The organism is Streptomyces sp. Pv4-95, from assembly GCF_045782725.1.
Taxonomy (GTDB): Bacteria; Actinomycetota; Actinomycetes; order Streptomycetales; family Streptomycetaceae; genus Streptomyces.
In genome coordinates this window covers 3,865,402-3,883,962 of the sequence record NZ_CP127172.1, presented here as the reverse complement: position 1 = coordinate 3,883,962, position 18,561 = coordinate 3,865,402, and the positions used below count along the sequence as shown (strand labels likewise).

Annotated in this window: 17 protein-coding genes; 7 read left to right on the top strand and 10 right to left on the bottom strand. The window is 70.9% G+C overall.

Going from position 1 to position 18,561, the window contains the following annotated elements:
* Positions 1-156 precede the first annotated feature (156 nt).
* Positions 157-726 carry a hypothetical protein gene (locus QOM21_RS17050; RefSeq protein WP_407551058.1) on the bottom strand — a complete coding sequence of 190 codons (570 nt, stop codon included), beginning with the start codon at positions 724-726 and terminating at the stop codon, positions 157-159.
* A gap of 199 nt (positions 727-925) precedes the next feature.
* Between QOM21_RS17050 and QOM21_RS17045 the strand changes: the two genes are divergently transcribed.
* Positions 926-2,146, top strand: a complete 1,221-nt coding sequence (locus QOM21_RS17045; protein ID WP_407551056.1) for an amidohydrolase family protein — start codon at positions 926-928, stop codon at positions 2,144-2,146.
* A 159-nt stretch (positions 2,147-2,305) separates the two neighbouring features.
* A complete protein-coding gene (locus tag QOM21_RS17040) occupies positions 2,306-3,229 on the top strand; it encodes an FkbM family methyltransferase (RefSeq protein ID WP_407551055.1) in 924 nt (307 codons plus the stop codon).
* A gap of 78 nt (positions 3,230-3,307) precedes the next feature.
* On the opposite strand, the gene QOM21_RS17035 is transcribed toward QOM21_RS17040, so the two are convergent.
* The 4 genes from QOM21_RS17035 to QOM21_RS17020 form a co-directional block, all read right to left on the bottom strand.
* A complete protein-coding gene (locus QOM21_RS17035; protein ID WP_407551053.1) occupies positions 3,308-4,066 on the bottom strand; it encodes a glycosyltransferase family 2 protein in 759 nt (252 codons plus the stop codon).
* Positions 4,067-4,068: 2 nt separating this feature from the next.
* Positions 4,069-4,857 (bottom strand): GntR family transcriptional regulator, encoded by a 789-nt coding sequence (locus QOM21_RS17030; RefSeq protein WP_407551052.1) that lies wholly within the window; start codon positions 4,855-4,857, stop codon positions 4,069-4,071.
* 343 nt (positions 4,858-5,200) lie between these two features.
* Positions 5,201-5,383, bottom strand: a complete 183-nt coding sequence (locus QOM21_RS17025) for a hypothetical protein (protein ID WP_407551051.1) — start codon at positions 5,381-5,383, stop codon at positions 5,201-5,203.
* Between the two features lie 16 nt (positions 5,384-5,399).
* Positions 5,400-5,759: a hypothetical protein gene (locus QOM21_RS17020; protein WP_407551049.1), complete on the bottom strand. Its 360-nt coding sequence runs from the start codon at positions 5,757-5,759 to the stop codon at positions 5,400-5,402.
* 740 nt (positions 5,760-6,499) lie between these two features.
* Here QOM21_RS17020 and QOM21_RS17015 point away from each other — a divergent pair.
* Together QOM21_RS17015 and QOM21_RS17010 are read left to right on the top strand one after the other, a co-directional pair.
* Positions 6,500-7,264, top strand: coding sequence for a LamG domain-containing protein (locus tag QOM21_RS17015; protein ID WP_407551048.1), 765 nt, complete (start codon positions 6,500-6,502; stop codon positions 7,262-7,264).
* Positions 7,265-7,572: 308 nt separating this feature from the next.
* On the top strand, positions 7,573-8,157 hold the full coding sequence (locus QOM21_RS17010) for a sigma-70 family RNA polymerase sigma factor (protein WP_407551046.1): 585 nt from the start codon (positions 7,573-7,575) through the stop codon (positions 8,155-8,157).
* A gap of 3 nt (positions 8,158-8,160) precedes the next feature.
* Here QOM21_RS17010 and QOM21_RS17005 read toward each other — a convergent pair whose 3' ends face one another.
* Positions 8,161-9,102, bottom strand: a complete 942-nt coding sequence (locus QOM21_RS17005; RefSeq protein ID WP_407551044.1) for a hypothetical protein — start codon at positions 9,100-9,102, stop codon at positions 8,161-8,163.
* A gap of 263 nt (positions 9,103-9,365) precedes the next feature.
* Here QOM21_RS17005 and QOM21_RS17000 point away from each other — a divergent pair, with 263 nt between their 5' ends.
* On the top strand, positions 9,366-13,745 hold the full coding sequence (locus QOM21_RS17000) for an FtsK/SpoIIIE domain-containing protein (protein WP_407555704.1): 4,380 nt from the start codon (positions 9,366-9,368) through the stop codon (positions 13,743-13,745).
* A gap of 69 nt (positions 13,746-13,814) precedes the next feature.
* Here QOM21_RS17000 and QOM21_RS16995 read toward each other — a convergent pair whose 3' ends face one another.
* From QOM21_RS16995 to QOM21_RS16980, 4 genes are all read right to left on the bottom strand, one after another.
* Positions 13,815-15,143, bottom strand: coding sequence for a hypothetical protein (locus QOM21_RS16995; protein ID WP_407551043.1), 1,329 nt, complete (start codon positions 15,141-15,143; stop codon positions 13,815-13,817).
* A gap of 10 nt (positions 15,144-15,153) precedes the next feature.
* A complete protein-coding gene (locus QOM21_RS16990; protein WP_407551041.1) occupies positions 15,154-15,879 on the bottom strand; it encodes a hypothetical protein in 726 nt (241 codons plus the stop codon).
* Positions 15,880-15,910: 31 nt separating this feature from the next.
* Positions 15,911-16,225: a hypothetical protein gene (locus QOM21_RS16985; RefSeq protein ID WP_407551040.1), complete on the bottom strand. Its 315-nt coding sequence runs from the start codon at positions 16,223-16,225 to the stop codon at positions 15,911-15,913.
* A gap of 75 nt (positions 16,226-16,300) precedes the next feature.
* Positions 16,301-16,615: a WXG100 family type VII secretion target gene (locus QOM21_RS16980; RefSeq protein ID WP_407551038.1), complete on the bottom strand. Its 315-nt coding sequence runs from the start codon at positions 16,613-16,615 to the stop codon at positions 16,301-16,303.
* A 390-nt stretch (positions 16,616-17,005) separates the two neighbouring features.
* Here QOM21_RS16980 and QOM21_RS16975 point away from each other — a divergent pair, with 390 nt between their 5' ends.
* Positions 17,006-17,227 (top strand): hypothetical protein, encoded by a 222-nt coding sequence (locus QOM21_RS16975; RefSeq protein WP_407551037.1) that lies wholly within the window; start codon positions 17,006-17,008, stop codon positions 17,225-17,227.
* Positions 17,228-17,424: 197 nt separating this feature from the next.
* On the top strand, positions 17,425-18,438 hold the full coding sequence (locus QOM21_RS16970; RefSeq protein ID WP_407551035.1) for a hypothetical protein: 1,014 nt from the start codon (positions 17,425-17,427) through the stop codon (positions 18,436-18,438).
* Positions 18,439-18,561: the final 123 nt, after the last annotated feature.

The following is an 18,561-nucleotide window of genomic DNA, read 5'->3' as shown; positions in this document are numbered from 1 at the left end:
GGGACCGGTACCGATGGCGCGGAGCGGAGGGTCTGCGGGCGGTACGCGGCCGTCCCGCGAAGGAGCCGCGGAACGATCCCGGGCCCCCACCCGGCGGGCGGTCGTCCTGCGCCAGGAGGCGGCTGCGCACGGTACGGCCGGAGCGCCCCGCCGCTCTCACGCGCGGGTGTCGCGCTGCTCGCCACGCGCCGGCGGAAGCAGCAGATCTCTCTCGGGGTGCCGCTCGCCGCGCACGCCGCCCTGGACACCGAGATCGCGTCTGGCAGCTTCGTGGAAGGCGTTGATCGAGGCGAAGACCGCGCGATTGCGGGCGCGCCACTCCTCCAGCGTTCCGGTCATCTTGCCGGTGGCGTGCCAGTCCACCTCCGCTGCCACCGCGTTCAGCTCGTGAGCCGCCTCGACCACATCGTCCCCGCCGAGGAGCATGATCCGCTCGAAGGCCCGCCCCCGCAGCCGCCCGGCTTCCGCGACCTCGGCCAGCAGCTCGGCCTCGGGCTTGTCTCTCGGCCGGAGCCCTTCCCTGCTCTCGTAGAGCTGCACGGCCAGGAAGATGCAGGCCCGCATCCGGTCCACGTACGACTCGTAGGCGCTCAGCTTGGCGTCGTCCCACCGCGTCTGGAGCTGGTAGCGGTTGCGACTGCGCTCCATCAGGTAGTTCGCCCCGAACGACGTCAGCGCGCCGAGCAGTACGGCGGCGATCGTCACGAGCTGCTCGGTGGCACCCAAGCCGTCCCCCCAGACAACTGAACCGATGCGGTGTCCGGGGAAGCTTACGGCCGAGTGCTGACAGGCACGCCTTCTTTCGCGGCCCGCACCCGACGCCCGCTGCGGCGAACGCCTTGCCCCCTCCACGCGCTCTCTGTACCGTCATGAATCTGACGGATCGTCAGATCTGTCCGCAGGTGGAATCCGTGGAGAGGTCCCCATGACTGGCGAGACAAACGGCACGACCGAGATCCCCCGGGTCATCAGCGTGGACGACCACGTGATCGAGCCGGCGCACCTCTTCGAGACGTGGCTACCGGCGAAATACCGGGACCGGGGCCCCAAACCGCTGACGGCCGGCATCGGTGAGCTGGCCTACGTCGGCGGCAAGTACAAGTTCACGACGGACCCGGAGGGCCAGCAGACGGACTGGTGGCAGTACGAGGGGGATCTCTTCCCCTACAAGCGCATCATCGCCGCCGTCGGCTTTTCGCGGGACGAGATGACCCTCGACGGGATCACCCGCGAACAGATGCGCCGTGGCTGCTGGGATCCCAAGGCGCGCCTCGCCGACATGGACGTCAACCACGTCGAGGCATCGCTCTGCTTCCCGACGTTCCCCAGGTTCTGTGGCCAGACGTTCGCCGAGGCGCGCGACAAGGAGGTCGGTCTCGCCTGCGTGCGCGCGTACAACGACTGGATGGTGGAGGAGTGGTGCGGCGACAGCGGCGGGCGGCTCATCCCGCTCTGCCTCATTCCGCTCTGGGATGTGGACCTGGCGGTTCAGGAGATCCGGCGGAACGCGGCGCGCGGGGTACGTGCCGTGACGTTCAGCGAGATCCCCACGTACCTCGGGCTGCCGTCCATCCACAGCGGCTACTGGGACCCGTTCTTCGCGGAGTGTGAGGCCACCGGAACGGTGGTCTGCATGCACATCGGGTCCAGTTCGCAGATGCCGGCCGCGTCCCCCGACGCCCCGCCGGCCGTCCAGGCGTCGCTGAGCTTCAACAACGCCATGGCCTCGATGATGGACTTCCTCTTCAGCGGTGTGCTGGTGAAGTTCCCGCGCCTCAAGCTCGCGTACGCCGAGGGGCAGATGGGGTGGATCCCGTACGCCCTGGAGCGCGCGGACGACGTCTGGGAGGAGCACCGCGCCTGGGGCGGAGTCCGCGACCTGATCCCGGAGCCCCCGTCGACGTACTACTACCGGCAGATCTTCTGCTGCTTCTTCCGGGACAAGCACGGCGTGGACGCCATCGATGTGGTCGGCGTCGACAACGCGACCTTCGAGACCGACTATCCGCACGTCGACTCCACCTGGCCGCACACCAAGAAGGTCGCGGCGGAACACGTCGCCGGCCTCTCGCCGGAGGTGACGTACAAGCTTCTGCGCGGCAACGCGATCCGCATGCTCGATCTGGACTTCGACAAGGCGCGCTGACGGAGAAGGCCGTACCGACGCGCGGCGGTACGGCCCTTCTGCGGGGTGTGCGCCCCGCGTCATCGTCGTCCCCGGGCAACCACACGATCACCTGCGAGGGACCGGCCGATCGCCCGTAGGCTGGAGCGGGCCGACACCGTTCGACGTCCGGGAGCTGCCGTGTCCAACGCCGCCAGGGAGATCGGCCTCGATCTCACCCGCTGGTATGTCCGTTACGGCCCCGGGGCCGTCGGCAAGGCGGCGGTGGTCGAGAACTTCCTCAACGCCGGATTGAGGGACCACCCGCGGTTACGCCGGGCTCGGACCCGGTTCGGCGCGACCTTCCTCACCGACACCCAGGACCTGATCCAGCGCTACCTCTACGAGTTCGGTGTCTGGGAGCCGCATCTGACGCACTGGCTGGAATCCCGGCTCAGGCCCGGGGACGTGTTCATCGATGCCGGGGCGAACATCGGGTACTACAGCGTGCTGGCGTCGAAGCTCGTCGGGACGGCGGGCGGCGTGGTCGCGATCGAGGCATCGCCGGCCTTCCACCGGAGGCTGACCACGCATACGCGCATGAACGGCTGCACCAACGTCCGTGCCGTCCGAGCCGCCGTCTCGGACCGGGAACGCAAGGTCAGGTTCGTCCTGGCCAGCTCGCGCAACATGGGGGCGAACAGCGTCGTCCCGTACGACGGAGTGGCGGAATCCAGCTTCGAGACGGTCGCCGTGCCCCTGCCGGAAGTCGTCACGGAGGAGGAGATCGCCCGCGCGCGGGTGATCAAGATCGACGTCGAAGGGGCGGAGGGCGCGGTCCTGCGGGGCCTGGCCCCGATGCTCGGCCGACTCCGGCCCGATGCGGAGCTGGCCATCGAGGTCACGCCGCAGAGAATGGGGGAGTTGGGCGACTCCGTCGAGGAGCTGCTGGAGACGCTGAGGTCCCACGGCTTCCACACCTACCGGCTGCCCAACGACTACTCGGCCCGCAACTACCCCGCCTCCCGAACCGGGGCGCCCCGGGCGGCCCGTCGCTGCCGGCAGCCCATCGTCGAGGAGAGCGAACTCATCTTCTCCCGCACGGACGCGGAGACTCTCCCCTGAGGCCCTCCTGAGCCTCGGGCACTCTCCCGACCGTCCGTCCCGCGCCGGATCCACGGGACGGACCGGGCCGCGCGGCGCCTACGCTCCGCCGAAGCGCCAGCCCTCCATCGAGGCCAGCATCCGTGCGCGAGCCGCGATCACCGAGAACCGCGCCTCCCGTTCCACCTCATCCGCGTGCGCCGGCTGGCTGGTCACCTGTCCCGGCCACTTCCGGTAGAGCAGCCCGGTCTCGGCCGAGAACCAGCCGCGGCTGACCGCGCTCAGGGCCAGCAGCAGGCCGGTGTCCTCGGAGGCCGGCAGGGCCATCCAGCCGCCGAGGGCCAGCAGCAGATCCCGGCGTACGAAGAGGGTCGCCGGGTGGACCTGGGCGCGGTAGCCGTGGTCCAGCCAGTGCCGGAGGACGACGCCGCGGTCGATCGGGCCCTGGGGCGGGTCCTGGTCGAAGCCGACGGTGGACCCGTCCGGCAGGTAGTCGAGCACGCGGGACGTCGCCCACCCGGCCGCCGGATCGTCCTTCAGCGCGCTGAGGTCCCGGGCGAGCGCACCGGGCGCGAGCATGTCGTCCGCGTCGAGCACCTTGACGTACTCACCCTCGGCCCGTGACAGGCCGACCGTGCGCGCCATCGCCGCGCGGCCCTGGCGGCCCTGGCCGAAGCTGATCCGCGGGTCCTCGGGTACGTGCGGCGCGACCTCTTCCGTCTCGCCGTCCTCCTGGATGACCCACTGCCAGTCCCAACCCGCCGGCAACTCCTGGGCCAGGAGCGACTTGTAGGCGTCGGCGAGGTAGGGGGCGGACGGCGGGTGGACGGCCGTCAGCACCGTGACGAGGTTCGTCATCGTCACCACCTGGCCAGCGGGGTCGTGAAGACGAGTTCGGTCCGGTCACCGGGGATCACCAGGTCGGATACCTCCACCACCCGCCCGGTGGTCCCGACGGAGAGCTTTCGGAGTTGGATCACGGAGACACCCTTCTGGAGGCCGAGTTCCTCGGCCTCCTCTGCTGTGGGAGGCCGGGCCGTTATGCGCTCGACGATGCGGTCCAGCTCGATGCCCACGGTGAGCAGCTGGCTCTGTGTGCCGCCGGGCCAGGGCTCCTTGGTCTCGTCGAGGAGATCGGGGTTGGGCGCGATCAGGTCGTGGACCAGATGCGAGGTGATGAGGTTGAACGGCGCGTCCTCGTCACGGTGGAAGGTGCGGTAACTGCGCCGGAGCAGTGTCGTGCCGACGGCCACGGCGAAAGCCGCCGCCAGGTCCGCGTCGGCCTGCGCCGTCCGGTATTCGGCCTTGAAGGCGAGGTCGGAGGGGGTGAGCCCGGTGTCGTGCTCGGTGGACCCGGTCTTCAGACGTTCGGTCTCCACCAGCCGCGCACGGTCCTTCTCCCACTGATGGCGCTCGTTCGAGCGCTCCACCCGCTGCCGCTGCTCGCGGACGAAGTTGCCGACGCCGTGCCGCTTGTCGATGAGTCCCTCGGCCAGCAGCTCGGCCAGCGCGTCGCGCATCGTCGGCACACTGGTCCTGTACTGCTGCGCGAGAGTCGTCTCGGCCGGCAGGCGCTCGCCCGGCTTCAGCCGGCCCGCGCGGATGGCCTGACGCAGCGCGTCAGCGATCCGCTCGTACTTCTTGGCCATGCGGTGCTCACCGTCCCTGCTCGTCGAACGGCTCCAGAGTATGTCCTCAAGAGGAGTTTACGACAGGCGTGCGCAGCGGCAAGGCGGCCCGCTCGAAGGGGCGGGCCGGCCGACGCCTCCGTTCCCCTGCTCCCGCGCGGCTGTCGCCAGCTGGCGCACCTGGGACACGCGTTACGAGCGGCCGCATTGCCTTCGGAACTCAACCAACGACGGTGTCGGCGGTACCCGGTGGCACCGCCGACACAGCCGGTTTCCCTTTACGCTCGCCTATGGGTCGCCACCCGTCAGGAAGGTGCCGTCGGCTCGCAGGGATCGGAAACTCTGACGCGTAACGTCGAGGGCGTTACCGCTCCGATCCTTCCTGCACGCTCTTTCCGTTACCGCCCGGCATCTTGCCGATGGCGTAGGCATACATCCCAGCAAGGACGAACGTCGCCAGATACTGGGCCCAAGTGGCCTCATCGAGAACCTTGTTCACCACAATGAGCAGGCCGGCCCAGAAAACGGTGAATGCGATCTTGGCCATCAGAATTCCCCATCTCTCAGGCGAGCGAGGAGAGGCAGCCGGTGGCACCGGCGACGACCGTCTTGCTCGCGATGTCCTTGGCCGCGTCCTTACTGACGTACCGGCCCACGACCAGGGCCCCGGCCCCACCGATCGCCCCCTTGATCAGGCAGTTCTTCACCATCTTCAGCATCTTGGTGTGGTGCATGAGGTAGGCGCAGTCGTCCTTGCTCTTCGACATGGTGCACATCGAACGAGCCTCTTCGATGGGGTTCACCATGCGGGAGTCGACGACGGGTCGCGGGCTCGAATCGGCGTATGCCACACCGGTGCCGCCGGCGAGGACGACTCCTGCCAGCAGGACGGCGGACATCGCACCGGAGACAATGCTCTTCATTGAATTTTCCCCCAATTCAACTTCATTCGGCGCGGTACGGGTCAGATACCGCGCTCTTTTGCCGCCAACAAACGTACTGCTTGGTAGCCGTCTGTGGAACCCGAGTTGAGCGGACCTTGAGCTTGCCGTTCCGTGAAACTCAGGGGTGATATCCAATGTTGGTGTTTCGGTTGACTGATATCGCAATGTCCGACATCAAGAGAGGCGGCGATGAGGCCAATGGGGACGGGGCGCGACCAACTCGCCGTTTCTCAACCGCAGTTCATGTCTCGACTGCGACTGCGACTGCGACTGCGACTGCGACTGCGACTGCGACGGCGGCTGTCCGCTGGCCCCGCCGGGGCGGCCGGGGCTCGCTCTGAAGGTATGTCAGGAGGCGCTGCGCTGAACCCGCCCGGCCTCGCCTCCGCCGGAGGGGCAGCGGGGATGTGTCATGTCCCCCTCCACACGCCCCATGGGTGAACGGATCCGGAACGGTGGTGGACGTCGGTGAGCGCGGCGTGAACAGCCCGGAAAGGTCTTCGGGCGACGAACCCGCACCGCCCGGGTACCCGAACGCCCCGTGTTCAACTACCCATACCGGGGCGTCGTCGCATGTTCCGGTGCACGGCCGCACATTCGGGGGCGCCCAGACCCCCTGTGTTTCCGGCCTGTCACAATTCACGTGTACGCCGAACCATTTCCGGATCGGACACGTGATCACCAGTGACACATTTATGCCGTACGCCCCGGGGAGATTCATGACGCGCAGATGGTCACTCATCACCACCATCGCCGTACTGGCCGTCGCGCTGGCCTTCGTTGCCGTCCAGTTGGTGCGCGGCCAGGGGGCCGGTGAGCAGGACGAGGCGAAGCCGGCCTCGTCGAGTCCTGGCACCGACGCCGAGTCGCTGCACGGCGTCGGGTGGTGGCCCCTGCACCGGTCCGGTACCGCGAAGGCGGGTGAACACGACGCCGTCATCAACGGCGGCGCAAGGTGGACCGAAGGCCCCGAGGGCGGCGCCCTTCAGCTGGACGGCACCAGCGGATACGCGGACACCGGCTCCCGGCTCGACACCGCCGGCGCGGACTACTCGGTCGCCGCACGGGTCCGGCTCACCTCCGAGGACATGAGCGGCTTCCACACCGCGCTGTCCCAGGACGGCGACCAGATCAGTGCGTTCTTCCTGCAGTACTCCGGCCAGGACCAGAACTTCGCGTTCAGCTTCTCCGGTGCCCGTACCGTCGCGGAGATCGGGCAGCCGGAGCCCGGCCGCTGGTACCACCTCACCGGCACGTACCGCCAGAAGGACCACCGGATGCAGATCTATGTGGACGGGCAACCGGCGGGAAGCAGGCAGGCCACCAGCACGGTGAAGCCCACCGGCTCCGTGGTCGTCGGACGCGGCAAGTTCGGCGGGAAGGCGGCCGACCACTGGCAGGGCGACATCGCCGACGTGCACATCTACGACCGGGAACTGACGCCCGGCGAGGTGGAATCGCTCTCCTCCCGCGAACCGAGCTGACGGCCGGCGTCGGCGCCCGCGCCCGCGCCCGCGACCGCGGGCGCCGGCCGCCGCGGCGGGCCGCGCACCGAGCGAGCCGGGACGTGCAAAGGGGCACGGCCCGGCCGCACATCGTGCCCTGACGGCAGACACCCCGGACGAAGCGCCTCGGCGGCCGGAACGACGGCGATACCGGGGCGAGTTCAGCGCCGCCGAGTGCCTGCGGCCGCGCCGCGCGCAGCGTACGACCGCTCGCGGCGGCGTCCCGTCGGCTCTCCCGCCGCCCGCTGAACCCGTCTTCCCCACAGACGACCGGAGAGGAAAATGCCTTGACGGCCAGTGCTTCGACCGAAGACCGAATACCCGGCCCGCACACCGAGGAACTCCGCCCCGACGAGTTCCTCAGAGCCCTCTACCAGTTCCACGGCAGCGCGTTGCTGCAGTTCGCCGCACGGCGGCTGGAGGGTGACTGGCATCGCGCCGAGGACGTCCTCCAAGAGGTCGCGATCCGCGCCTGGCGCCACGCCGGGGAGCTCGACCCGACCGCGGACTCCGTGCGGCCGTGGCTGTTCACCGTGCTGCGCAACCTCGTCATCGACGGTCACCGGGCCCGCCAGGCGAGACCACCCGAGACCGGTGACCCGGAACTCGCCCACCTGCCGGTGTCCGACGGCGTGGACCACCTCCTCACCTCCCAGGTGCTCATCGAGGCGTTGCGGGATCTGCGGCCGCCGCAACGCGAGGTCCTGATGCACGTGCACTACCTGGGGCGCAGCGTCAACCAGACGGCCAAGGTCCTCGGTGTGCCGCCCGGCACGGTCAAGTCGCGGACGTACTACGCCGCCCGCGCCCTGCGGGAGGCGCTGCACAGCCGCGGGCTGCACGCGGACGACCGTGACCGCGACGCCGGATGAGACTCATGCGAACCGCCCCGCGTGCCGGGTGATCTCCAGGCCGAGCGGTCCGGTGTCGAGCGTTCCGCCCGCACCGGCCTGCCAGCGCCACCCGGTCGGCGCGTCGCCGAGCACCAGCAGCGCGTCCCCGCGCCGCAGGCCGTCCAGCGCCCCCTGCCGCCGCGGGAGCTGTGAGGCGTCCACGACGAACAGGTGCGGTGCCTCGCCCCGTACGGCGATCCGGCTGCTGCCCTCGATCAGCCGGAAGATCTGGGTGACGTCCGACGATCCGGGCTCCGGCTCGCCCGGGCCCGCCGAAGCCGCCCTGGCGAACGCCTCCTCCAGGCTGGCCGCGGTGTGCAACCGCGAGGTCCGCGGGATGTCGCCGCCGAGGAGACCGTCGCCGGCCAGGGATCCCACCAGGGTGACCTCTGCGAGGGCGCCCACCGGGCTGGAGAGCGTCTCGGTGATGACGGCCCGCGCCAGGCTGCGGACCTCCTCGTCCGGGCCCGCGACGGAGACCGGCCCCGCAGCCCGGGAGAGGTCGACCAGCACCCGGTCGGCGCCGTCCAGACCCACCGTCACCGTCAGCGCGTACGGCAGGGCCGGTTCGCCCTCGGGACCGGGGCGGTGCAGGTTGTCGGGCGAGATCGTCCACCGCTCGCCGTCCGCCTCGGCGGTCCAGGGCGCGGGAGCGGCCTCCTCCGCGCCGGCCAGCAGCAGGCCGAGCCGCTCCTCGGAGTAGACGACGGCGTACAGGTCGGGCAGCGACCGGCCGGAGCGCAGGCACTCGCCCGTCAGCCGGCGCAGGCCCGCGTCGACCACGTCCAGCGCCTCCCGCCCGACGACGGCGGCGGAGGCGGCGACGGGCTTCGGCGGGCGGGGCCGCCGCTCGGTGATGATCAGCGCGGCCACCGCCCCGATCAGCGCCAGCCCCAGCACCACGGCCAGGACGTACCAGATCATCTTCTGACTCCTTGTCGGGTCGCCACGGCGGCGGAGCCGGGACGGTCGAGAGCGGGGGCGGCACCGCGGCGGCGTCGCGGCGACGTGCACCCGAAGGCCACTACGGGGCGCGGCCGCGGACGGTTCACCGGTGCGTCCGGGAACCGTCCGGTGAACCGTTCGCGAGCCGGGTCCGTAGGTCCCGTCAGTGGCACGGGAGCCGCACAGCAGGGCTCCCGCGGCCCCCGCATTCACGCCGGCTGGAGGACGTTTTCGTGTCGTTGATGTTGACCGTGGTCGAGGGGAACGGTGACGCGTTCGACGTCCACCTCGACACCGACCCGGACACGCCCCTGGGCGCCGTCGCGGAGTCGCTGGCCGGAGCGGGAGGGGGCCACCGGCCGCCGGAGGGCCTCGGCCTGTACGTCGGCGACCGACTGCTGCCCGCGGACATGCGGCTGCGGGACTCGCCGCTGCACCACGCGGCCATCGTCGGCCTGGGCCGCCCGGCGGGCATCTCGTCGGCCGAGCCGGACGGGCTGGTGGAGGTCCGTGCCGTTGGCGGTGCCGGGGCGGGCGCGGTGCACCGGCTCGACATCGGCGAGTACCGGATCGGACTGGCACAGGACGGGACCGCCCAGGTGCTGCGCGCCGTACCGGCCCGTCCGTTCGCCGTCCTGACGGTCGGCCCCGGAGGACGCTGCCGTGTGGCGCCCGACGCGTCCGCGCCGGACGGCGGCGCCCTGCAACTGGACCGCGAGGACCTCGCAGAGGTCACCGCGTGGCCGGCCGGCGCGCAGCTCCTCGTCGGCGGCTGCCTGCTCGAACTCGCGCTCCCGCAGAAGCCGGACGCGGCCGTGCAGCCGTCGGAGGACGGCACCGGCTGGGACTACAACCGGCCGCCGCGGCTGCGGCCGGCCGAGAACGCCACCCGCTTCACCCTGCCCACCCCGCCCGCGCCGCCCGCCGCCCGGACGCTGCCGTGGATCACCGCCCTGGCGCCGCTGGTGATGGCGGTGGCCGGCGCACTGGTCTTCGGCCGCATGTCGATGCTGCTCTTCGGGCTGCTCTCGCCGGTCGCGATCGTCGGCAACTACATCATGAGCCGGCGCACCGGACGCGAGTCCCACTCCGGCGCGGTCGCCGCGTACGAGGAGAAGAAGGCGCGCATCGAGGGCGACGCGGAGCAGGCCCTCGCGGCCGAACGCACCGCCCGGCGCCGCGGCTTCCCGGACCCGGCCGAGGTCGTCCTGACCGCCGTCGGCCCCCGGCGCCGCCTGTGGGAGCGCCGTACTTCGGACGCCGACTTCCTGGAACTGCGCATCGGGACCGCCGATATGCCGTCCGATGTGGTGCTGCACGACCCGACGAAGGACGAACACCGCCGCCAGGACCCGTGGACCGCGTACGACGTCCCGGTGACGGTTCCGCTGCGTGAGCACGACGTCCTGGGCATCGCGGGCGAGGGCCCGACCGCGCGCGCCGTGGCACGCTGGGCGGTCGCCCAGGCCGCCGCCCTGCACAGCCCCCGTGACCTCCAGATCCACCTGCTGACGACCGGCGAACAGGGCCGGGACGGCTGGTCCTGGCTGCGCTGGCTGCCGCATGTGCGGAAGAAGTCCGGCGACATCCCGGCCAGCATCGGCTACGGCACCGAGACCTGCGCCCGGCGCGTCGCCGAACTGACCGCGCTGATCGCCGAGCGCGCCGGAGCGGACCGGCGGAGCCGGCCCGCCGGGCCCGACGTGCTCGTCGTCCTCGACGGGGCCCGCAGGCTGCGTTCGCTGCCCGGCGTGGCGCAGATCCTGCGCGACGGACCGGCCGTCGGCGTCCGCGCGGTCTGCCTGGACGCCGAGGAGCGGCTGCTGCCCGAGGAGTGCCACGCCGTCGTCGCCGAGGAGCCCGGGGGCACCGTGCGGGTGGGACGCTCCGGGAGGGGCACCGTCGGGGGCATCCGGCCCGACGGGGTGTCCCTGGACTGGTGCCGCTCGCTGGCCCGTGCGATGGGCCCGCTGCGGGACCCGGGCGGGGCCGACGAGGAAGCCGCGGTGCTCCCCGGTTCCGCACGGCTGCTCGACGTACTCGCCCTCGACCCGCCGCAGGCCGCCGGCATCCGGGCGCGCTGGACGGCCGGGGGCCGCTCGACCCGGGCGGCCGTCGGCGTCTCCCTGGACGGGCCGTTCTTCCTGGACCTCAAGCGCGACGGCCCGCACGGGCTGGTCGCCGGCACCACCGGCTCCGGCAAGTCCGAACTCCTCCAGACGCTGGTCGCCTCGCTCGCGGTGGCGAACCGTCCGGACGCGATGACGTTCGTCCTCGTCGACTACAAGGGCGGCTCCGCGTTCAAGGACTGCGTGGACCTGCCGCACACCGTCGGTATGGTCACCGACCTCGACGCCCACCTCGTCGAGCGGGCCCTGGTGTCGCTGACGGCGGAACTCACCCGGCGCGAGCACATCCTCGCCGCGGCCGGCGCCAAGGACATCGAGGACTACGTCGAGCTGCTGGAGCGGAACCCCGCGGGCCGCGCCCCCATGCCCCGGCTGCTCATCGTCATCGACGAGTTCGCCTCGATGGTGCGCGACCTGCCGGACTTCGTGAAGGGCCTGGTCAACATCGCGCAGCGGGGCCGCAGCCTCGGCATCCACCTGATCCTGGCGACGCAGCGCCCCAGCGGCGTCGTCTCCTCGGAGATCCGCGCCAACACCAACCTGCGCATCGCCCTGCGGGTGACGGACTCCGGCGAGAGCCAGGACGTCATCAACTCCCCCGAAGCCGCCGGGATCGCGCAGAGCACACCCGGCCGCGCCTATGTGCGCTTCGGCCAGAACTCCCTCGTGCCGTTCCAGTCCGGACGGGTCGGCGGCCGCAGGCCCGGCGCCGCGGCGACCTCGCTGCCGGCGCCCTGGGCGGTGGCGGTCGCCTGGGAGCGGCTCGGCGAACCGCTGCCGGCGCGGCCCCGCGCCGCGGCCGCGCCCGCCGAGGTGGAGACCGACCTCACCGGACTCGTCACGGCGATCCGTGAAGCGGACCGGGAGATGGGCATCCCCGAGCAGCACAGCCCCTGGCTCCCGCCGCTGCCCGAGATCCTGACCACCGGCGAACTGCCGCCGCCCCCGCCCTCGGACTACGACCTCGCGCCCGTCGCGTACGGCGTGGTGGACCTGCCCGCGCAACAGGCCCGGCTCCCGCTGGTACTGGACCCCGCGACGCTCGGGCACCTGCACATCATCGGCTCGCCCCGGCAGGGCCGGTCGCAGACGCTGCGCACGCTCGCCGGCATGCTGGCCTACACCCACTCCCCGGACCGGCTGCACATGTACGGCATCGACTGCGGCAACGGTGCCCTGCTGGCCATGGAGGGGCTGCCGCACTGCGGCGCCGTCACCCAGCGCACCCAGCCCGACCGGGTGGCCCGGCTGCTCGCCCGGCTCACGGCGGAACTCACCCGTCGCCAGGAGATGCTCGCCGCCCGCGGCAGCGCCGACCTGCCCGAGCTCCGCCGCGCCCTGCCGGAGGACGAACGGCCGCCGCACATCGTGCTGTTCATCGACCGCTGGGAGGTCTTCGACAAGCAGCTCGGCGAGTACGACGCCGGGAACCTGCTGAGCTCCGTGCAGAACCTGCTCCGGGACGGCGCGAGCGCCGGCATCCACCTGGTGATGACGGGCGACCGGGCGCTGTTCTCCAGCCGGGTCAACGGCTCCACCGAGGACAAGCTCGTGCTGAAGCTGAACGAGAAGTCCGAGTACGGAATGATCGGCATCACCCAGCGCAACGTGCCCGACGAGATCCCGCCGGGCCGGGCGTTCCGCGCCGCCGACAAGGCCGAGGTGCAGATCGCGCTCCTCACGGAGAACCCGGAGGGCCAGGCGCAGGCCGCAGCGCTCCAGCAGATCGGCGAGTACTGCCGGCAGCGGGCGGCTCAGCTGCCCGCCGCCACCCGGCCGTTCCGCGTCGACGTCCTGCCGGACCGGCTCACCTGGGAGGAGGCGGCCCGGCACGTGCCGCGCCCGCTGCCGTCCGCACGCTGGGCCCTTTCCGGTGTCGGCGGCGACGAACTCACCGCATACGGCCCGGACTTCACCGTCACGCCGACCTTCCTCGTGGCGGGTCCCGCCCGCTCGGGCCGCAGCACCGTCCTGTCGACGCTGGCGCTGTCGCTGCTGGCGACCGGGGTGCCGGTCGTCGTCGGGGCGCCCGCCAGGTCGCCGCTGCGCAACCTCGCCGGACGGCCCGGGGTCCTCGCGCTGTTCGACGAGTCCGACATCGACCCCGCGGCCCTGGAAACGGCGCTGGCCTCCGCCCCCGACGGCGCGGTGGTGCTCCTCGACGACGCCGACCTGCTGCTGAAGTCGAAGGCCGAGCCCGTCCTCACACAGATCGCCAAGTCCGGTGCCGAGACCGGCCGCGGCCTGGTGATCGCCGGGCAGACCGACCGGCTCTCCTCCGGGTTCTCCGGCTGGCACACCGAGGCCCGCCGCAACCGGTACGGACTGCTGCTGAAGCCGCAGAACATGAGCGACGGCGAGCTGATCGGCGTCAAGGTGCCCCGCAGCCGCCTGGGCGCGACCCGCCCGGGCCGGGCGATCCTGCACCTGGGCGACGGCGTGCTGCGCACCGTCCAGGTCCCGGAGACGGTGCTGCCGCCGGCCGGCAGCTGAGGTCCCACAGCGAAGGGCTCCCGCCGATACGTTCGGCGGGAGCCCTCTCGTTTGCCCGGCGGGCCCGGATCAGGTCGATCCCTCGACGTAACTGCCGTCATGTACCGGCGGGGCCGTGTGGCCCGCATAGGCGGCCGGACCGTAGATGAGGCCCGCCACGCCCAGGAAGAAGCCCGCCACATCCGGACGGGACCAGCGTGCGGTGACCCCCAGCAGACCCGGGACGGTCGGCAGTCTCCCGCTTGAGGGACGGAACTTGAGCATGGCATTCAAGGCGTTCCCCACACCGGTGGTCAGCGCGCCCATCGGGTTCTTGGGGAACTGCATGACCCACTTGTAGTCGTCGATCTTGGACCCGAGTCCCTTCACGCCCTTGATGATGTCGCCGGGGAGGTTCTTGTAGTCGTTGAAGGCGACCTTGATGTTCCTGGGGATGCCCTTGAAGGCCGTGGGAACGTCCTTGATCTCCTTCGGGATTCCCTTGAGCAGGGAGCCGATCGAGCCACCGGCCTTGAAGATCGCGCCCGCGCCGAGGCCCAGCCCGATGACGCTGAGCACGATGTCGAGGGGATCCCACTCGCCTGTCTGCGCGCTCTTGGCGATGTTGATCCCGAAGGCCGCCGCACTGAACGCGAAGCTGCCGATCGTCAGGGCGAGTCCGATGCCCTGAAGGCCGGGGACCAGCATGGCCAGGACGCCCAGGATGCCGCCGATGATGCCGAAGGCGAGGCTGAGCTTGTCGCGGATCTTCTCCCAGATGCTCTTGCCCGCGACCGCCTCGTCGCGCGCCTCGTCCAGCGCCCGGGCCGCGACCCCGGCATCGTCCTCGCGCACCTCCCGCGCGTCCTCCGCGAGCAGGCGGGCGGCGTCGAGGTCCGCCTGGGCGTCGTCGGCGTCCCGCTGCGCGGAGGACTGCTTGCCCCTGGCTTCGTCCAGTGCGCGTTGCGTGCTCCGCCGCGCCTCCTGATCGTCCGGAGGGGGTGCGTCCGCGTCCAGACGGCCGATGTCGGCCCCGGCCGCACGCACCACCTCGGTGGCCGACGCCAGCCGCTCCTTGGCATCCCGCCCGTCCTCCAGCGCGTTGTCGGCCTTCTGCTGCTGGTCGCGCAGGGAGTGCACGTACGTCTTCAGCGCGTCGGCCGCCTGGTCGTACGAACTGTGCAGCTTGCGGACCTGGTTGGCCAGATCGCCGAGCTTGTCCCGGAGCTTGTCCATGGACTTTCCCTCGCCCCCCTGCTGGTTCTCCAGCTGGGTGACGAGAGGGAGGGCGTCGCCCGCGTCGTCGGCTACGGAGCGGTAGCTGTTCGCGAGCCTTTCGAGCATGTCCGCGTCGCCCGGCGTCGGGTCGTCGTCGAACCCGAAGACCGATTCCCATTCGGATACCGCTGGCCGCACCATGACCGCGACCTCACTTTCCGTTGTGTTCCGGGCCCATGGGGCCACCACCGGAGGCTTCTGCCGCCGGATCCGCTGTTCCGGGCGTGCCGGCGAGGTCATCGAAGTGGAACGACTCGGCGATCGCGTCGAAGACCTCGTAGAACTGCTCCGCCAGGTTCACATTGGTGGTCGAGCTGGCGAGCACCAGATAGTCCCGGCTGTTCGGCACCGGGATCAGGGTGTGCCGCATCGCCGTGGGGATTCGCTTCCCCTTGAGTTCCACTTCCTCGATCCTGGTGATCCGCCCGACCGCCCCCACCAGGGGAAGTTCCAGCAACTCCACCTCACCCGGCGGCAGTCCGGAGCCCTCCGCGTCGGTGCCGACCTGAATGCCGGCCGCGACGATGAGGTCGGCCAGATCCTCCGACTGCTCCTCGGGCACCGACACCCGCAGAACGATCGTCGTGGCGCTGAGCACCACGGCCCCGTTTCCGCTGTTGAGGATCCTGAGCATCCCCGACGCCTGCAGGGCGCCCTGCGCGTGCGCGTCGCGGGCGGTGCGCCGGGTGTTGCGGATCAGGTCGTCCACCTGCTCGCGGGTGAGCTGCGGGGCGCTCTTCACCTGGGCCTCGATCTTGCGTCGGATCGAGGCGTCCCGGGTGCTCGGATCCAGGTCGAGGTGCCACCAGGAGTGCGGGAACTTCAGTCGGTAGCCCGCGGGCGCGCCCGCGGGCCGCTCCGTGACCGGATGCGTCATGACGCGTTTCCCTTCTGCACGACGCTCCTTGTCACGCGTCCTTCTTGGAATCGTCCAGCGCCTTGGCGCTCTCTTCGTCCGTCTTCGTGAAGTTCTCGGAGATCTTGTCGGTGTTCTCCGCGAACACCTTCACGTTGTCGCTGACCCGTTCGTGCCCCGCCACCCACGCCTTGTCGAACTCGTCGAGAGCGTCCGCGAGGCGGCTGTCGCCGGCGAGGTCCTTGAACGAGTGGGCCTCACCCGTGGCGTGGTAGAGCGTCGCGCTGTTGCCGATCAGTTCCCCGATGTGCTGGAGCTCCTTGGCGGTGTCCTTCAGATCCTGCACGGGAACGCTGATGCGACCCATCGGTGTCTCCTCTCCTGCTCCGGCCGTCCGGCCCCGCCCTCACAGGGAGGGCGGGGCCGGACGGGGCGGGGCACGTCAGCCGATGGCGCCGGACGTCTGGTCGTCGGTGTCGACGAACGCGTCGGCGACCTGCTTGATGAACTCGCTGACGCCGTGCAGGCCCTCGATCGCCTTCTCGGTGCTGTTCTTGTATTCCTCCCAGTACGGACGGAACTTGGTCTCGGAGCCCGGGGTGGCATAAGCCGCCTCGACCATTTCGTCCATCTTGGTGTGGGCCTCGTGGAGGCTCTGCTGCATCAGCTCCTTCTGGTTCTGCAGCCATGTCGACGCCTCCCGCATTTCTTCCGGGCTGATCTGGATGTTGCCGCCGGCCATGTCGATTCCTTCCATCGCTCCGTATCGCCGCGGCCATCGGGCCGCACACACCGGGCTGTACGGGGCACCTGCGGGGGCGGTTCACGGCTGTTGCGGAACGGTGACGAAAACCCGCCATCGCCGCCGCGGTGCACTGAGCGTCCCCGCCCACAGATCCCCGAGCAGGAGCTTTGCGCGGCCTGCCGTATGCCGAGGCGACCGCACCCGGAACGGCCACGTGAGGTGCACGCGGTGGCGGTTCCGGCTTCATCCGGCTGCCGATCGCGAGCGCCCACAGGTGGATCAGTCGGGCGGGCCGCCCTCGTCGCGGGCCCCGCGCCGCGCGTTAGTGATCGTTTAGTGATCCATTAGCCGGCCCGGACAGCGTGGGGATCGTCCACGGAAGTACTTCGGAGGAGCGAGGAAATGCGCAAGAGGCTCAGCAAGGCAGCTGTCGTCCTGGCCGGTATGGCGGCGGCCACCACGATCAGCATGGGGGCGGCGCAGGCAGCGGATGAATACCGTGGCTTCCCCACCCAGAAGGCGTGCATGGACAAGGGGGCAGCGCTGACGAACAACGGTCACACGGCCGGCTACATGTGCACCGAGCAGAGCGATGGCTGGCTGCTCGAAGTGGGCAACGACTGAATACCGGCTCGTGATGGGTGACCCTGCCCCCTAGTTGGTGCCCATCGGGCCCGAATGCTCCGCATGGCATGCCGCCGGGCTCTGAAGCAGAACGCACAGATTCCCCGGGCCTCCGCGGCGGCCCGGGGAATCTGCCTTCGTCAGCAACTGCCGCATCTCCACCGGGAACCGACCCGGAATGACAGAAAGCTCGCCCCGTGACACGTACCCCGCAGGACGACCGCACCACCCCACCGACCAGCGGAAACCCGCAACGCGGCGTCACCGCCACGGGGTTCGCCGTCCTGCGGCGGCACCGGAGGCCGCTGGCGGCTGCGACGGTACGCGTCGTCGGCCTGTCCGGACTGGTCGGGCTGCTGACGACGGCCGCGATATTCGCGCTCGCCTGGCCCCTCTTCACCCACATGCGGAACCAACGCATCTGGTACCACCACGTCGAGGACCCCTACCTGCACGACACCACCGACCTCGTGCTGGTCGTCCTCTGCACGCTCCCGCTCTTCCTGCTCCTCCTCGGCGTCGGCAGTGCGGCCCTGCAAGGTGCGTGCTCCCGAGCCGTAGCAGCGGGGACGCGGGCGCCCTCGGTGGAAGAAGGGGCGCCTGCCCCGGTTCGTACGGGACTGCGACCGGTGCTCGCCGTGTACGCGCTGCGCGGCCTGGTGGTATGGCCCCTGCCGCTGCTCGTCGGTGCCGTGGCCGACAGGCTCACCGGCCCCTCTCTCGACACCGAAGAGCAGATTCTGGAACGCGGATCGTGGCTCTACACGCTCATCGCGGCCTCCCCGGCGGTGGCCGTGTTCGCCGCCGTGCTGCTGCGCCTCGCGCTGGCACTCGCCCCGGCCGCCGCGGCCGACGGCCTCGGGCCCCGCGAGGCCCTGCGCCGTTCCTGGTCGCTGACGTGTACGCGCGCCGGAGGAGTTCGCGTCCTCGCTCTCGCGCTGCCGCTGGCCGCGCTCACCGCCGGCGTGCTCCGGCTGGTGGTGCAGCTCGCGCTGCCGCTGCGCCCCCTCGTGCGAGCCCTCCTCGAACAGGCCACGGGAAACTTCTTCGCCGCCTACTACGCGGGCATCCTCGCCCCCGTCGCCGTCGGCATCCTGGTCACCGCCGCCCTGGCCCTCCCCCTCACGTGCACGGCATTCGCGGTCCTCCACGACCACCTGCGCTCGACGCGTACCCCGCCGGTACAGCCACCTCACGCGGCAGATGCCTGAGAACGGGGACCTGGCGGCGGGACTCACCGAGGAGTGGGAAGCGGCACGGGATGCCCGGCTGGCGAGGTGTCACACGTCACCCGCCGCCGCCCTCGATGGCCTGTTGCGGGTGCGGCCGGCCGA

Bases quoted from the DNA above. Each gene is read 5' to 3' on its own strand.
- QOM21_RS17030 (WP_407551052.1), bottom strand. From the start codon at position 4,857: ATGGCCAAGAAGTACGAGCGGATCGCTGACGCGCTGCGTCAGGCCATC.
- QOM21_RS17015 (WP_407551048.1), top strand. From the start codon at position 6,500: ATGACGCGCAGATGGTCACTCATCACCACCATCGCCGTACTGGCCGTC.
- QOM21_RS16975 (WP_407551037.1), top strand. From the start codon at position 17,006: ATGCGCAAGAGGCTCAGCAAGGCAGCTGTCGTCCTGGCCGGTATGGCG.
- QOM21_RS17020 (WP_407551049.1), bottom strand. From the start codon at position 5,759: ATGAAGAGCATTGTCTCCGGTGCGATGTCCGCCGTCCTGCTGGCAGGA.
- QOM21_RS16985 (WP_407551040.1), bottom strand. From the start codon at position 16,225: ATGGGTCGCATCAGCGTTCCCGTGCAGGATCTGAAGGACACCGCCAAG.
- QOM21_RS16995 (WP_407551043.1), bottom strand. From the start codon at position 15,143: ATGGTGCGGCCAGCGGTATCCGAATGGGAATCGGTCTTCGGGTTCGAC.
- QOM21_RS17025 (WP_407551051.1), bottom strand. From the start codon at position 5,383: ATGGCCAAGATCGCATTCACCGTTTTCTGGGCCGGCCTGCTCATTGTG.
- QOM21_RS16990 (WP_407551041.1), bottom strand. From the start codon at position 15,879: ATGACGCATCCGGTCACGGAGCGGCCCGCGGGCGCGCCCGCGGGCTAC.
- QOM21_RS16980 (WP_407551038.1), bottom strand. From the start codon at position 16,615: ATGGAAGGAATCGACATGGCCGGCGGCAACATCCAGATCAGCCCGGAA.
- QOM21_RS17045 (WP_407551056.1), top strand. From the start codon at position 926: ATGACTGGCGAGACAAACGGCACGACCGAGATCCCCCGGGTCATCAGC.
- QOM21_RS17000 (WP_407555704.1), top strand. From the start codon at position 9,366: ATGTTGACCGTGGTCGAGGGGAACGGTGACGCGTTCGACGTCCACCTC.
- QOM21_RS17035 (WP_407551053.1), bottom strand. From the start codon at position 4,066: ATGACGAACCTCGTCACGGTGCTGACGGCCGTCCACCCGCCGTCCGCC.
- QOM21_RS17005 (WP_407551044.1), bottom strand. From the start codon at position 9,102: ATGATCTGGTACGTCCTGGCCGTGGTGCTGGGGCTGGCGCTGATCGGG.